Annotated in this window: 16 protein-coding genes and 1 pseudogene; 1 reads left to right on the top strand and 16 read right to left on the bottom strand. The window is 72.3% G+C overall.

What is annotated here, in order from left to right; all coding sequences use genetic code 11:
- The 14 genes and pseudogenes from ACYC1Z_RS10190 to ACYC1Z_RS10255 all read right to left on the bottom strand — a co-directional run.
- Positions 1-494, bottom strand: a pseudogene (locus tag ACYC1Z_RS10190) (N-acetylglucosamine-6-phosphate deacetylase); the annotation flags it as partial.
- A gap of 122 nt (positions 495-616) precedes the next feature.
- Positions 617-1,309 carry an endonuclease NucS gene (gene nucS / locus ACYC1Z_RS10195; protein WP_461409411.1) on the bottom strand — a complete coding sequence of 231 codons (693 nt, stop codon included), beginning with the start codon at positions 1,307-1,309 and terminating at the stop codon, positions 617-619.
- Between the two features lie 22 nt (positions 1,310-1,331).
- Positions 1,332-1,748, bottom strand: coding sequence for a DUF2550 family protein (locus tag ACYC1Z_RS10200; RefSeq protein ID WP_461409412.1), 417 nt, complete (start codon positions 1,746-1,748; stop codon positions 1,332-1,334).
- Between the two features lie 8 nt (positions 1,749-1,756).
- Positions 1,757-2,038, bottom strand: a complete 282-nt coding sequence (locus ACYC1Z_RS10205; protein ID WP_461409424.1) for a F0F1 ATP synthase subunit epsilon — start codon at positions 2,036-2,038, stop codon at positions 1,757-1,759.
- Positions 2,039-2,075: 37 nt separating this feature from the next.
- On the bottom strand, positions 2,076-3,536 hold the full coding sequence (gene atpD / locus ACYC1Z_RS10210) for a F0F1 ATP synthase subunit beta (protein WP_461409413.1): 1,461 nt from the start codon (positions 3,534-3,536) through the stop codon (positions 2,076-2,078).
- A gap of 29 nt (positions 3,537-3,565) precedes the next feature.
- Positions 3,566-4,456, bottom strand: coding sequence for a F0F1 ATP synthase subunit gamma (locus ACYC1Z_RS10215; protein WP_461409414.1), 891 nt, complete (start codon positions 4,454-4,456; stop codon positions 3,566-3,568).
- Positions 4,457-4,458: 2 nt separating this feature from the next.
- On the bottom strand, positions 4,459-6,099 hold the full coding sequence (gene atpA / locus ACYC1Z_RS10220; RefSeq protein WP_461409415.1) for a F0F1 ATP synthase subunit alpha: 1,641 nt from the start codon (positions 6,097-6,099) through the stop codon (positions 4,459-4,461).
- Between the two features lie 63 nt (positions 6,100-6,162).
- Positions 6,163-6,978 (bottom strand): F0F1 ATP synthase subunit delta, encoded by an 816-nt coding sequence (locus ACYC1Z_RS10225; RefSeq protein ID WP_461409416.1) that lies wholly within the window; start codon positions 6,976-6,978, stop codon positions 6,163-6,165.
- Complete coding sequence (locus tag ACYC1Z_RS10230) at positions 6,978-7,517, bottom strand: F0F1 ATP synthase subunit B (protein ID WP_461409417.1); 540 nt, start codon at positions 7,515-7,517, stop codon at positions 6,978-6,980. Before ACYC1Z_RS10230 ends, ACYC1Z_RS10225 begins: the two co-directional genes overlap by 1 nt.
- A gap of 29 nt (positions 7,518-7,546) precedes the next feature.
- Positions 7,547-7,756, bottom strand: a complete 210-nt coding sequence (gene atpE / locus ACYC1Z_RS10235) for an ATP synthase F0 subunit C (RefSeq protein ID WP_461409418.1) — start codon at positions 7,754-7,756, stop codon at positions 7,547-7,549.
- 98 nt (positions 7,757-7,854) lie between these two features.
- Complete coding sequence (gene atpB / locus ACYC1Z_RS10240; protein WP_461409425.1) at positions 7,855-8,661, bottom strand: F0F1 ATP synthase subunit A; 807 nt, start codon at positions 8,659-8,661, stop codon at positions 7,855-7,857.
- Positions 8,662-8,802: 141 nt separating this feature from the next.
- Complete coding sequence (locus ACYC1Z_RS10245) at positions 8,803-9,267, bottom strand: hypothetical protein (protein WP_461409419.1); 465 nt, start codon at positions 9,265-9,267, stop codon at positions 8,803-8,805.
- Entirely contained in the window at positions 9,264-10,388 is a 1,125-nt protein-coding gene (locus tag ACYC1Z_RS10250) for an MraY family glycosyltransferase (protein ID WP_461409420.1), read from the bottom strand. The genes ACYC1Z_RS10245 and ACYC1Z_RS10250 overlap by 4 nt, the downstream gene beginning before the upstream one ends.
- The gene (locus tag ACYC1Z_RS10255) at positions 10,385-11,140 is read right to left on the bottom strand and encodes an L-threonylcarbamoyladenylate synthase (protein ID WP_461409421.1); all 756 of its coding nucleotides are present in this window, start codon (positions 11,138-11,140) and stop codon (positions 10,385-10,387) included. The genes ACYC1Z_RS10250 and ACYC1Z_RS10255 overlap by 4 nt, the downstream gene beginning before the upstream one ends.
- A 67-nt stretch (positions 11,141-11,207) precedes the next feature.
- On the opposite strand from ACYC1Z_RS10255, the gene ACYC1Z_RS10260 reads away from it, so the two are divergent.
- Positions 11,208-11,663 carry a VanZ family protein gene (locus ACYC1Z_RS10260; RefSeq protein WP_461409422.1) on the top strand — a complete coding sequence of 152 codons (456 nt, stop codon included), beginning with the start codon at positions 11,208-11,210 and terminating at the stop codon, positions 11,661-11,663.
- Here ACYC1Z_RS10260 and prmC read toward each other — a convergent pair.
- Together prmC and prfA are read right to left on the bottom strand one after the other, a co-directional pair.
- Entirely contained in the window at positions 11,581-12,504 is a 924-nt protein-coding gene (prmC, locus tag ACYC1Z_RS10265) for a peptide chain release factor N(5)-glutamine methyltransferase (RefSeq protein WP_461409426.1), read from the bottom strand. The two genes, ACYC1Z_RS10260 and prmC, sit on opposite strands and share 83 nt — an antisense overlap.
- A gap of 44 nt (positions 12,505-12,548) precedes the next feature.
- Positions 12,549-13,646, bottom strand: a complete 1,098-nt coding sequence (prfA, locus tag ACYC1Z_RS10270) for a peptide chain release factor 1 (RefSeq protein ID WP_461409423.1) — start codon at positions 13,644-13,646, stop codon at positions 12,549-12,551.
- Positions 13,647-13,719: the final 73 nt, after the last annotated feature.

A 13,719-nucleotide genomic window follows, 5' to 3' on the forward strand; every position in this document is an offset into this window, starting at 1 on the left:
CGGCGCGCCCCCACGCCCCCGGGCCCGCGGCTGCCGACCAGCTCGGGCGCGAGTGTCATGGTCGCCACGTGCCCGCGCCCCAGGGCGAGGAGGTCGTCCGTGAGCCCGGCGTCGGGCGCGAGCAGCAGCACCGGGTCCTGCGCGCCGCAGCGGGCGGCGGCGAGGAACGGTCCCTCGAGGTGGATCCCGGCGATGTCCCCGGAGTCGGCGAGGTCGGCGAGCAGCCGTACCCGGGCCCGCAGCGTGTCCGGGCTCGCGGCGACCAGCGACGCGAGGAGCGTGGTGGTGCCGTGGCAGTGCAGGTCCACCAGTCCCGGCAGCACGTAGCCGGTGCGGGCGGGCGTCGCGGCCACCGCCGGTCCGTGCCCCGCCGCGGCCGCCTCCGACGTCGGCCCCACCCAGGCGATCGTCGCGCCGTGGCGGACCACCGCGCCGTCCTCGAGGACCCGCTCGGGCGTGACCACCCGCCCACGCAGGACGCTCACCTCGGTCATGGCCCCAGTCAACACCCCCGCCGCCCCGGCGCCGGTCGGCCCCGACGGCTTGCGGGACACGGCCGCGCGGGGCGAACCCATCGCGGCCGCCACGGTCGCAGCGGTGCCGGTAGCCGTGCTGCTCAGAAGAGCCGGGACGCCACGTCGTCGAGGCCGCGCATGGCGTCGTAGTCGAGCACGAGGCAGCGGATGCCCCGGTCCGTGGCCAGCACGCGGGCCTGCGGCTTGATCTCCTGCGCGGCGAACACCCCGCTCACCGGTGCGAGCAGCGGGTCGCGGTTGAGGAGCTCGAGGTAACGGGTGAGCTGTTCGACGCCGTCGATGTCACCGCGGCGCTTGATCTCCACCGCCACGGAGCCGTCCGGCCCCTTGGCCATGATGTCCACGGGGCCGATGGCGGTGGGGTACTCGCGGCGCACCAGGAGGTGGCCGGGACCGAGGAGGTCGATCTGCTCGGCCAGCAGCTTCTGCAGGTGAGCCTCGACGCCGTCCTTGACCAGGCCGGGGTCGACGCCCAGGTCGACGCTGCGGTCGGCGACGACCTCGTGCACGCGGACGACGAGCCGGTCGTCCGACCTGGTGTTCTGCACCGTCCACACCTCGTGGACACCCGCGACCGCGTCGGCCTCGTCGGGCTCGTCCACGGTGAGCCGGGCCGGCGGGCTCATCCAGTTCAGGGGCTTGTAGGAGCCGCTTTCGGAGTGCACCAGCACCGATCCGTCCGCCTTGACCATGAGCAGCCGGGTGGCGAGGGGCAGGTGGGCGTCCAACCGACCGGAGTAGTCGACGGAGCAGGTCGCGATCACAACACGCACGGGGACAGACCTTACCCTCCGGTCAGCGGGCGGACGGGTCGTGCGGGGGTGCCGACTCGAGCCAGCTCACCAGGGCGGCGGCCGACTCCACCACCATGGCGAGCTCGAACTCCTCGCCCTGGTACCGCACCCGCACCTCCATGACGGCGCCCGTGCCGTCCGGCCCGCGACGCCGTCGCCCGAGCACCTCCAGACGCTCCCGACGCCACGACGCCGCGGGGGTGGGGGCGTAGGAGACGAGCCGCCACCAGTCGACACGCCCGGCGCCGAAGATGGCGATGCCACTGGTCCACGGCACGGCGTCGCTCGAGCGCCGCGCGCACTCGAACGAGCCGATCCGGTTCCCGAGCCGCTGCACCCGCAGCGCGAACAGACCCATCGCCATGAGGGCGAGCACGAGCACGCTGCCGGCGATGCCGACCCAGCTCGTGCCGGCCAACGAGGGCCCTACCGGCCGGAACCGAGCGGCGAGGATTCCTCGCCGCTCTCCAGCACCACGGTGACGACGTCGCCGTCCACCGAGACGAACCCGTCGGCCCCTTCGGTGACCTCGATGGCGACGGGGTGGCCCGACGTCGGCGTGATGCGCACCGTACCCGGGCGCAGCACGGCCAGGACGGGCTCGCGCCCGGTGAGGATGCCCAGGTCCCCGTTCGCGGCCGGGACGACGACGCTGGACGCCTCGCCCTGCCACAGGGAATCGGTGGTCGAGACGACCTCTACCTTCATGACCACGAGGGTCCTCCTTCGTTCCTCGGTCGACCGCTCAGCGGAGCTCGGCCTGGATCTTGTGCCAGGCGCGCTCGAGGTCCTCGATGCCGCCGATGTTGAAGAAGGCCTGCTCCGGCACGTGGTCGTAGTCGCCCTGTGCGATGCGCTTGAACGCCTCGACGGTCTCGGCGACCGGCACGGTCGAGCCCTCGACACCGGTGAACTTCACCGCCGTGTAGGTGTTCTGCGAGAGGTACTGCTCGATCCGGCGCGCACGCGCGACGGTGATCTTGTCCTCCTCGCTCAGCTCGTCGACACCGAGGATCGCGATGATGTCCTGCAGCTCCTTGTTCTTCTGCAGGATCTGCTTCACCTGGGTGGCGACCTGGTAGTGCTCCTTGCCCACGTACTGCGGGTCGAGGATGCGTGAGGTCGACGCCAGCGGGTCCACGGCCGGGTAGAGACCGCGCGAGGCGATGTCCCGGGAGAGCTCGGTCGTGGCGTCCAGGTGCGCGAACGTCGTCGCCGGGGCCGGGTCGGTGTAGTCGTCGGCGGGGACGTAGATGGCCTGCAACGACGTGATGGAGTGACCGCGCGTGGAGGTGATGCGCTCCTGGAGCTGGCCCATCTCGTCGGCGAGGTTGGGCTGGTAGCCCACCGCGGACGGCATGCGGCCGAGCAGCGTGGAGACCTCCGAGCCGGCCTGCGTGAAGCGGAAGATGTTGTCGATGAAGAGCAGCACCTCCTGCTTCTGCACGTCGCGGAAGTACTCGGCCATGGTCAGCGCCGAGAGGGCCACGCGCAGCCGCACGCCCGGCGGCTCGTCCATCTGGCCGAACACGAGCGCCGTCTTGTCGAAGACGCCGGCGTCCTCCATCTCCGCGATGAGGTCGTTGCCCTCGCGCGTGCGCTCGCCGACACCGGCGAACACCGACACGCCGCCGTGGTCCTGCGCCACGCGCTGGATCATCTCCTGGATGAGGACCGTCTTGCCGACGCCGGCGCCGCCGAACAGGCCGATCTTCCCGCCCTGCACGTACGGCGTGAGGAGGTCGATGACCTTGATGCCGGTCTCGAACGTCTGCGTGCTGGCCTCGAGCTGATCGAACGGCGGGGGCTCGCGGTGGATGGACCAGCGTTCGGTGATCTCGAGCTGCTCGCCCTCCTTGAGGTTGAGGACCTCACCGGTCACGTTGAACACGTGTCCCTTGGTCACCTCGCCGACGGGCACGGTGATGGGCGAGCCGGTGTCCTGCACGGCGGCGCCGCGCACCAGGCCGTCCGTGGGTTTGAGCGCGACGGCGCGCACCAGGTTGTCGCCCAGGTGCTGGGCGACCTCGAGCGTCATCGTGGCGGTCTCGCCGGCCAGCGTCACCTCCGTGGTGAGCGCGTTGTACATCTCCGGGATGGCGTCCGGCGGGAACTCGATGTCCACGACGGGGCCGGTGACGCGGGAGATCCGGCCGACGCCGGGGACGCCGCCGGTCTTCGGCGTGTCGGTGCTGATGGCAGTCATAGTCGTTGTTCCTTACTTGCCCTGGTTGGTCAGCTCGACGCCAGAGCGTCGGCCCCGGAGACGATCTCGGTGATCTCGGAGGTGATGTCGGCCTGGCGAGCCGTGTTCGCCAACCGCGTGTAGTCACGGATGAGGTCCTCGGCGTTGTCGGTCGCGGTGTGCATCGCCTGCTGGCGCGCGGCCAGCTCGGACGCCGCCGACTGAAGCATCTGGGAGTAGATGCGACGGCGCACGTACATGGGCAGCAGGGCGCCGAGGACCTCGTCGGCACTCGGCTCGAACTCGTACAGCGGCAGCGCCTGGGTGGACTCGTCGGCCCCCTCGACGACCTGCAGGGGCAGCATGCGCCGCACCTCGGGCCGCTGGGACACCATCGAGACGAACCGGGTGAAGACGACGTGCAGCTCGCTGACCCCGCCCTCCTCCGCCGGTGCCAGGAACGCGCCGAGGAGCTCGTCCGCGATCTCCAGCGCCGTCTCCGGCCGCGGCTTGTCGGAGCCACCGGTCCACGACCGGGCGATCTCCTGCCCGCGGAAGCGGAAGAAGCCGTCGCCGCGGCGACCCGTCACGTACAGGACCGGTTCCTTGCCGTCCGCCACGAGCTGGTCGAGCAGCTTCTGCGTCTCGCGCAGGACCGTGGCGGAGTACGCCCCGGCCATGCCGCGGTCCGAGCTGATCACCAGCACGGCCACCCGGTTGGTGTCCGTGCGCCCCTTGATCAGCGGGTGGTCGAGGTGCGCGTGCGCGGAGACCGCCGAGACCGCCCGGATGAGCGCCCGGGTGTAGGGGTCCGCACCCTGGGCGGCGCGGCGCGCCCTGGTGATGCGCGAGGCCGCGATGAGCTCCATGGCCCGGAACATCTTCTTCAGGGTCTGGGTCGCCTTGATCTTCTGCTTGTAGACCCTCTGCTCGCCGGCCATCCTCAGCCTCGCTTCGCGCTGACGATCTGCTCCTGCGAATGCTCGGCCTCGACCTCGTCGTCCGCGACCTGGACCTCGGCGCCCAGCGGGTTGCCCTCGGCGTCGAGGAAGCCCTTGCGGAACTCCTCCACCCCGCCGCGCAGGGCGGACTCGGTGTCGGGTTCGAGCTTGCCGGACTCCAGGATCGTGGCGAGCACGCCGGTGTTGCGGCGCAGGTGGTCGAGCAGCTCGGCCTCGAAGCGCCTGATGTCCGCGACGTCGACGTCGTCGAGGTAGCCGTTGGTGCCGGCCCAGATCGAGGCGACCTGGTCCTCCACGGGGTACGGCGTGTACTGGGGCTGTTTGAGCAGCTCCATGAGCCGCTCACCGCGGGTGAGCTGCTGGCGCGTCGTCGGGTCGAGGTCCGAGGCGAACATCGCGAACGCCGCCTGGGACCGGTACTGGGCGAGCGTGATCTTCAGCGTGCCGGCGACCTTCTTCATCGCCTTGATCTGCGCGTCACCACCGACCCGGGAGACGGAGATACCCACGTCGACGGCGGGGCGCTGGTCCGCGTTGAACAGGTCCGACTGGAGGAAGATCTGACCGTCGGTGATGGAGATGACGTTCGTCGGGATGTAGGCGGAGACGTCGTTCGCCTTCGTCTCGATGATCGGCAGTCCGGTCATCGAGCCGGCACCGAGCTCGTCGTTGAGCTTCGCACAACGTTCGAGCAGGCGGGAGTGCAGGTAGAACACGTCACCGGGGTAGGCCTCACGGCCCGGCGGGCGGCGCAGCAGGAGCGACACGGCACGGTAGGCCTCGGCCTGCTTGGACAGGTCGTCGAAGATGATCAGGACGTGCTTGCCCTGGTACATCCAGTGCTGGCCGATGGCCGAGCCGGTGTAGGGCGCGATGTACTTGAAGCCGGCCGGGTCGGACGCCGGGGCCGCGACGATCGTCGTGTACGCCAGCGCGCCGGCCTTCTCCAGGGCACCACGCACGGAGGCGATGGTCGAGCCCTTCTGGCCGATGGCGACGTAGATGCACCGGACCTGCTTGCTCGGGTCGCCGGACTCCCAGTTGGCCTTCTGGTTCAGGATCGTGTCGATCGCGATGGCCGTCTTGCCGGTCTGCCGGTCGCCGATGATGAGCTGGCGCTGACCGCGGCCGATCGGGATCATCGCGTCGATGGCCTTGAGGCCGGTCTGCAGCGGCTCGTGGACGCTCTTGCGTGCCATGACGCCGGGGGCCTGCAGCTCGAGCGCGCGGCGCCCCGCGACGTCGGTGATCTCGCCGAGGCCGTCGATGGGCTCGCCCAGCGGGTCGACGACGCGGCCGAGGTAGCCCTCGCCGACGGGTACGGAGAGCACCTCGCCGGTGCGGCGCACCTCCTGGCCCTCCTCGATGCCGGTGAAGTTGCCGAGGACGACGACGCCGATCTCGCGCACGTCGAGGTTCATCGCCAGGCCGAGTGTGCCGTCGGCGAAGCGCAGCAGCTCGTTCGCCATCGCGCCGGGCAGGCCCTCGACGTGGGCGATACCGTCGGCCGTCGTGGTGACGTGCCCGACCTCCTCGCTCACTGCCTGGGTGGGCTCGTAGGAGCTCACGAAGCTGTCCAGCGCAGCCCGGATCTCCTCGGGCCGGATCGTCAGCTCAGCCATCTGCTCTTCCTTCTGCTTCGTTGACCGCGGTGCGCGGTCGGTCGTTCATGGTGGGGGGCCTGGTCAGCCGGCGATCCGGCGCCGGGCGTCGGCCAGGCGGCTCGCGAGCGTTCCGTCGATCACGTCGTCGCCGACCTGCACGCGCACTCCGCCGAGGACGGCGGGGTCGAGGCCCACGTAGACCTGCACCGGGCGGTCGTACCGGCGGCTCAGGTACCCCTGGAGCCGGTCGATCTGCGCCCGGTCGAGGGGGACGGCGGCCGTGACCGACGCGACCAGGTGCCGGCGCCGCTCGGCGGCGGCCTCGGTGATGCTGCGCAGGGTGCTCACCAGCGACCGGTCGCGCAGCGCGCGGGCCGCGCGGGTGACGAGCAGGGCCGTCTCCGGGCCGATCTTGCCGCCCAGCACCGACTCCGCGAGCCGGGCCCGCCGCTCGGGCGTCTCGTGCCGGTCCCCGAGCGCGATCCGGAGGGCGCGTTCCTCGCCGAGGATGCGGACGAGGCGGAACGTCTCGTCCTCGACCGCTTCGAGCCGCCCGGCCTGCTGGGCCGCGGCGAGCACGGAGTCGGTGGCGAGCGAATCGACCGCGTCGGCCAGGTCCTGGGCGGCGGACCAGCGCTCGCGCACCAGCCCGGCGACGAGGTCGACGACCTCCTGGTCGACCTTCGCGCCCAGGACGGCGGTGACGAGGCCTGCCTTGTCCGCGCCGTCGCGCGTGGGCTCGGTCAGTGCGCGCCGCAGCGCGGCGGAGGAGTCGAGGGCGTCGACCACGCCGAAGAGCTGGCCGCCGAGCGCGCTCGCCCGCTCGCCCACCTCGCGCAGGACCGGCTCCCACCGCTCCTGCGCCAGCTCCAGCGCAGCCTGGCTGCTTGCCCGCATCATTTCTCCTGGACGACGGCGGCCGAGCCCTCGCTCGCCGGTTGGGCCTCGAGCTCGTCGAGGAACCGGTCGATGACCCGGGACTGGAGTGCCTGCTCGGTGACGGACTCCCCGACGATCCGCGAGGCCAGCTCGGTGGCCAGCATGCCCACGTCGGTGCGCAGCGAGATCTGCGCGGCCTGGCGGTCCGCCTCGACCTGACGCTGAGCGGCCTGGGTCACCCGATCGGCCTCCGCCTGGGCCCGGTCACGGGCCTCGGCGACGATCGTCTTGCCCTCGTGCTGCGCGTGCTCACGCACCGCTGCGGCCTCGCGGCGCGCGTCGGCGAGCTCGGCGGCGATCCGCTCCTCCGCGGCCGTGGCGGCCAGCTCGGCCTGCTCGGCCTGCTGCAGGCCGGTCGCGATCTTCGCGGCACGCTCGTCGAGCATCCCGGTCAGTCGCGGCACGGCGTACTTGACCAGGAAGAAGCCGATGATGGCGATGGACACCGCCGACCACAGGATGTCGTACGAGGCCGGTATCAGGGGGTTCTGCGTCACCCCCGCCACCACTGAGGCTGTCGGGTTCATCAGAACACGAAGCCGGCGGCCAGGCCGATCAGACCCAGGGCCTCGACGAGGGCCATACCGATGAACATGTTGATGCGCAGGGGTCCGGCCAGCTCGGGCTGACGCGCGACGGCCTCCTGGGTCTTGCCGACGAGGATACCCATGCCGATACCGGGGCCGATGGTGGCGAGGCCGTAGCCGATGGTTGCGAGGTCTCCGGTGATGTCCATGTGGAGGTCTTCCTTTCCTGTGGTGCGGACCGGGTCAGTCCCGTTCCGTGATGGGTCGTGACACGCCGGACCAGGGCCCGCCGCGACGTTCGTCCTGGCTAGTGCGCCTCGACGGAGAGCTGGATGTACACCGTGGTCAGCACGGTGAAGACGTACGCCTGGAGGACGGCGACGAAGACCTCGAACAGCGTGAAGGCGAGGCCGGCGGCGAGCGTCAGCGTCCCGAGCGGCGCCATCGCACCGGAGGCCTCGAGGAAGAGGTAGTTCGTCGCGCTGAAGCACAGCACGAGCAGCAGGTGCCCGGCGAGCATGTTGGCCAGGAGACGGACGGTGAGCGTGGCCGGCCGGATGATGAAGGTCGAGAGGAACTCGATCGGCGTGAGGATGAGGTAGATCGGCCACGGGACGCCCGGCGGGAAGAGCTGGCTCTTGAGGAAGTGCCCGCCGCCCTGGGCCCGCACGCCCGCGACGATGAACGTGACGTAGGCGACGAGCGCGAACACCAGCGGCACGCCGACGACGGACGACCCCGCGATGTTGAGGAACGGGATGATGCCGGTGATGTTCATGGCGAGGACGCCGAAGAAGATCACGACGAGGATCGGGGTGTACCTCCGGCCGAGCTCCCGGCCCAGGGACTCCTCGGCGATGCCCGTCCGCACGAAGTCGACGGCGAGCTCGCCGAGCGACTGACCGCGCGTGGGCACGAGCCGGGGGCTGCGCGCGGCGAGCCAGAAGAGCAGCACGAGCACCGCGACCGAGACGAGCCGCACCAGGGTGATCCTGTTGAACTCGAAGATCGTGCCCTCGAAGAGGATGGCCGGCGGGAAGAAGTCGGCAAGGGTCGGGCCGTGGAAGCCTTCCCCGTCACCCGCGGCGAGCACGGTGGTGGAGGTGCTGAACATCAGCATCGTTGCGGCAGACAGGTCGTCCCCCAGGTGGCTCGGGTCGGGCGCGATCATGATCCCGGGCACCACCGACGACAGTGCAATGTGCCGGGATCACGCAGATTCTAACCCATCGACCGGGGTGTGCTGGACCACATCTCAGTCCCCGGCACCGGGCGTGCCGGGATCGCTCGCGTCCGGTGCGTGCGGCGCGGGCTCGACATTGGGCACCCGGGCGCGCAGCACCTGCGTCATCTCGATGACGAGAGAGCCGATGATCGCGAGGACGAGCACGACGAAGAAGACGCCGGGCGAGTAGAAGTCGCGGCCGCGCACGAGGAGGAGGACGCCGACGAGCAGGATCGTCTTGACCCCCCACCCGCCGACGCCGGCCGCGGTGGCGATGGGGAGCGGCTTGTCGGCGGTGATCATCATCGTCACGACCGTGCCGACCATGAACAGCGCGGCGATCCCGGCCGCCATGAGCGCGCCCCACACCCCCGGGGTGCCCGCGACGAGGTAACCGACCGTGGCGCCGAGGGCGACGAGCACCCCCACCAGCACCGTGAGGCGACGCAGGATGTGCTCGTACATGGTGCGGGTGGCGCGGGTGGTGTCGTTCATCGGCGGGCTTCCTCGTCGTGGCCGACCGGCCTGCGGCGCAGGCCGGGGTGCGGGTTGTAGGTGTTGACCGCCGCGAGGAGGACCGCGGCCGCCGTGGCCGTCAGCACCTGCGCGGTGGACAGGAACGCCAGCGCGACGGCGCTGAAGGCGAACACCGTGGTCCACAGGTACATGATCAGCACGGCGCGCCGGTGGCTGTGCCCGAGCGCGAGGAGCCGGTGGTGCAGGTGCATCCGGTCCGGGTGGAACGGCGACTTGCCGGCCCGCAGCCGGCGCAGCACGGCCATGGTCATGTCCAGGAGCGGCACCACGAGCACCGCGACCGGCAGCAGGATGGGGACGTATGCGGGCAACGCCTGGCCCGACGTCACCGTCGCCGGGTCGATCTGCCCGGTGACCACGATCGCGGCCGCCGCGACGACGAGGCCGAGCAGCATCGCGCCCGAGTCGCCCATGAAGATCTTCGCCGGGTGGAAGTTGTACGGCAGGAACCCCAGACACACCCCCACGAGCGCGGCCATGACCGCGGTGGCGAGGTTGGAGTAGTTGCCCGGCGACGCGTCGCGGGTGAGCAGGTAGGTGTAGACGAAGAACGCCCCACCGCCGATCGCGATCATGCCGGCGGCGAGCCCGTCGAGCCCGTCGACGAAGTTGACCGCGTTGATGGCGACGACGACGACCAGGATCGTGGTGACCAGGGAGAGCCGGCTCGAGCCGATCGTGAGCCCGAAGACCGGGAAGGTGATGAGCTGGACGCCCTGCCAGGCCATGAGCCCGGCGGCGAGGACCTGCCCGGCGAGCTTGGTCATCCAGTCCAGGTCCCAGATGTCGTCGGCCACCCCGAGCAGGCCCACGAGCGTGGCGCCGCCGAGGATCGCCCACGCCACGGACGTCTCGTGGAAGACCTCGTACAGGTACGGGATCCGGGAGGCGACGAGCATGGCGACGGCGAACCCCGCGAGCATGGCGACGCCGCCGAGTCGGGGCGTCGGCACCGTGTGGACGTCGCGTGCCCGGACCGGGGTCAGCGCCCGCGTGGCGTGCGCGAGCCGGCGGGCCAGCGGCGTGGCCAGATACGTCACGGCGGCGGCCACCAGCAGGACGAGCAGGTAGACCCTCACGGCGGGCCGTCGCCGCCCGCGGCGCCGGGCCGGTCGGCGTCCGCCGCGGCGGCGGCCGATACGCCGTCCTCGACCGCACCCGCCGTGCTGCCCGCCGGGGCGTCGTCCTCCGGTGCGTCCGCGAGCTCCGGGGCGACGGCGGCGAGCTCCGCGCGGCCGATCGCCCCCTCCCGCACGATGGTCAGGCGTTCCGCGGTGGCGTCCACGATCGTGGAGGCGACACCACCCCCGGCCCGGCCGGCGTCGAGGTAGACGGCGACCTCGTCGCCGAAGTACCCGACCGCCTGCGCGGCGGTGCGCGCCGGGGGCTCGCCGGCGAGGTTGGCGCTGGAGACGGCGAGCGGCCCGGTGCGGCGCAGCAGCGCGAGCGCGGTCTCGTCCTTCGGCATGCGGAGTGCGACCGTGCCGTCGGTGTCGCCCAGGTCCCACGCGAGGGTGGGGTGCGCCAGGCAGATGATGGTCAGCGGTCCGGGCCAGAACGCCTTCACCAGGTCCCGAACCTGGTCGGGGATCTCGGTCGCGAGGCCGTCCAGGGTGCTCTCGCTGCCCACCAGCACCGGCGGCGGCTGCTGCCGGCCGCGGCCCTTGGCGGCGAGCAGCCCGGCGACGGCGCGCGGGTCGAACGCGTCCGCGCCGATGCCGTAGACGGTGTCGGTGGGGAGGACGACGAGGGCTCCCCGGCCGAGGGCGTGGACCGCCTCGTCGAGTCCGGCGCTGCGCTCGGCGGGGTCCTGGCAGTCGTACACGCTCACGCAGGTGAGTCTCGCACGCCCGGCCGGGCTGGACGGAACCCGGCCCCGGCGTGGCATCCTCGCTCCGGTGAGCACCTCCCCCGCCGCCCGCCGTGCCGCCGCCGCGCTGCTCGTCCTCGCCGTCGCGGCGCAGCTCGTCGTGCTCTACGCGCCCCGGGTCCCGCCGCTGCCGGGCAGCGCGGTGACCGGCCTGGACAAGCTCGTCCACGCGGCCGTCTTCGCCGCCGTCACGGTCGCCGCGGTGCGCGCGGGCCTACCGCCGGCGCCCGTGGTCGGTTACGGCCTGGTCCACGCGGTGGTGAGCGAGCTGGTTCAGCACCTGGTGCTGTCGGGCCGCTCCGGCGACCCGCTCGACGTGCTGGCCGACGTGGCCGGCGTGGCCGTCGGCGTATGGCTCGCCACGCGTGTGCTCCCGGCGGGTGGGCTCGGGCGGGCGGTGCTCAGGCGCGGCGGGCGAGGACGAACCGGTCCCGGCCGGAGAGGTCCTGACCGGTCCGCACGTCGGCGAACCCGGCGGCGGTGACGATCTCACGCACGGCCGCCGCCTGGACCTCGGCGTGCTCCATGACGAACGTGCCGCCGGGGCTCAGCAGCCGCGCGGCGCGCGCGACGACGACGCGGGGGACGTCGAGCCCGTCCGGGCCGCCGCCGTAGAGGGCGAGGTCGGGATCGTGCTCACGCACCTCCACGTCGCGGGGCACGGCGTCGGGCGGGATGTACGGCGGGTTCGACACGACCACGTCCACCCGGCCGTCCAGCTCGGGCAGCGCGCTCGCGGCGTCGTCGAGCACCAGGTGCACACCCGGGCCGAGCCGGCCGACGTTGCGGGCGGCCACGGCGTGGGCCGCGGGCGAGAGCTCCACGGCGTGGACCACGCTGCCCTGGACCTCGGTGGCCACGGCGAGGGCGATGGCGCCCGACCCGGTGCACAGGTCCACGACCAGCGGGGTCCGCCCCTGCCGGGTGAGTGCGGCGGCGGCGTCGATCGCCGCCTGTGCCACCAGCTCGGTCTCGGGCCGCACGACGAACGCACCCGGGTGTGCCTCGAGCTCGAGGTGGCGGAAGGTCATCCGCCCGGTGATGTGCTGGAGCGGCTCGCGCCGCCGGCGCCGGTCGACGGCCTCGGCGTAGCGGGCCTGGCCGCCGGCCCCGTGCGTGGATCCGGCCGCGCGTTCGTCGCGCCGGGCGTCGTCGAACGTGGCAGCTGCGGGCAGCAGGAAGAGCGCTCGCCCGAGGACGTGCTCGGCCAGCAGGCGTGCGTCGACGCCGGGCGAGGGGACCCCGGCGTCGGCGAGCAGCCGGGCCGCCCCGGCGATCGCTCGGCGAACGGTGACGGGCTCCGCCGTCGGGCCCGTCTCACCCACCTCCGGACCCGCGTCGCCGGCCCTCAGGGCGGTCTCGTCCACCGTCAGGCCCGACCGCCGGACGCCGCGGCGAGCCGCTCGGACTCGTCCATCTCCACCGCCGAGGCGATGACCGGGCCGAGGTCCCCGTCGAGGACGTGGTCGAGGTTGTAGGCCTTGTACCCCGTGCGATGGTCGGCGATGCGGTTCTCGGGGAAGTTGTACGTGCGGATGCGCTCGGACCGGTCCACGGTGCGCACCTGGGAGCGGCGCTGCTCCGAGGCGGCGGCGGCCGCGGCCTCCTGGCGGGCCGCCAGGATCCGGGCGCGCAGCACGCGCATGGCCTGCTCCCGGTTCTGCAGCTGCGACTTCTCGTTCTGCATCGACACCACGATCCCGGTCGGCAGGTGCGTGATCCGGACGGCGGAGTCGGTGGTGTTGACCGACTGCCCGCCGGGTCCGGACGATCGGTAGACGTCGATGCGCAGGTCGTTCTGGTCGATCTCGACCTCACCGGGGTCGTCGACCTCGGGGAGCACGAGCACCCCGGCGGCGGAGGTGTGGATGCGGCCCTGCGACTCGGTGACCGGGACCCGCTGGACCCGGTGGACGCCGCCCTCGTACTTCAGGTGCGCCCAGACGCCCTCGGACGGGTCGGTCGGCACCCCCTTGGCCTTGACCGCGACCGAGACGTCCTTGTAGCCACCCAGGTCGGACTCGGTGGCGGAGATGAGCTGCGTGGTCCAGCCCTGCCGCTCGGCGTAGCGCAGGTACATGCGCAGCAGGTCGCCGGCGAAGAGGGCCGACTCCTCGCCGCCCTCCCCCGCCTTGACCTCGAGGATGACGTCGCGGGCGTCGTCGGGGTCGGTCGGCACGAGCACGCGGTGCAGGTGCTCGGCGGCCGCCTCGAGCGCGGCCTCGAGGGCGGGGAGCTCCTCGGCGAAGGACGCGTCGGCGGCGGCGAGCTCGCGGGCGACGGCGACGTCGCCGTCGGCCGCCTGCCAGGCCCGGTAGGCGTGGACGACGCGGCCCAGCTCGGCGTAGCGCCGCCCGAGCCGACGTGCCCGGCCCTGGTCCGCGTGGACCGTCGGGTCCGCCATCTCGTGCTCGATCTCGGCGTGCTCGGCGAGCAGCGCCTCGATGCCCGTGGGGGCCTCGCTCATTGTCTCCCTCTCCGCCGTCGTGGATACAGCAGCGCCGGCGGCGCGTGGACCGCGAGGGTCCGACGCACCGCCG

Source organism: Georgenia sp. (genome assembly GCF_054605595.1).

Excerpts from the sequence above, each read along its gene's own strand:
- ACYC1Z_RS10205 (WP_461409424.1), bottom strand. The coding sequence starts at position 2,038 with ATGAAGGTAGAGGTCGTCTCGACCACCGATTCCCTGTGGCAGGGCGAG.
- atpD (WP_461409413.1), bottom strand. The coding sequence starts at position 3,536 with ATGACTGCCATCAGCACCGACACGCCGAAGACCGGCGGCGTCCCCGGC.
- ACYC1Z_RS10215 (WP_461409414.1), bottom strand. The coding sequence starts at position 4,456 with ATGGCCGGCGAGCAGAGGGTCTACAAGCAGAAGATCAAGGCGACCCAG.
- atpA (WP_461409415.1), bottom strand. The coding sequence starts at position 6,099 with ATGGCTGAGCTGACGATCCGGCCCGAGGAGATCCGGGCTGCGCTGGAC.
- ACYC1Z_RS10225 (WP_461409416.1), bottom strand. The coding sequence starts at position 6,978 with ATGCGGGCAAGCAGCCAGGCTGCGCTGGAGCTGGCGCAGGAGCGGTGG.
- atpE (WP_461409418.1), bottom strand. The coding sequence starts at position 7,756 with ATGGACATCACCGGAGACCTCGCAACCATCGGCTACGGCCTCGCCACC.
- atpB (WP_461409425.1), bottom strand. The coding sequence starts at position 8,661 with ATGTTCAGCACCTCCACCACCGTGCTCGCCGCGGGTGACGGGGAAGGC.
- ACYC1Z_RS10245 (WP_461409419.1), bottom strand. The coding sequence starts at position 9,267 with ATGAACGACACCACCCGCGCCACCCGCACCATGTACGAGCACATCCTG.
- prfA (WP_461409423.1), bottom strand. The coding sequence starts at position 13,646 with ATGAGCGAGGCCCCCACGGGCATCGAGGCGCTGCTCGCCGAGCACGCC.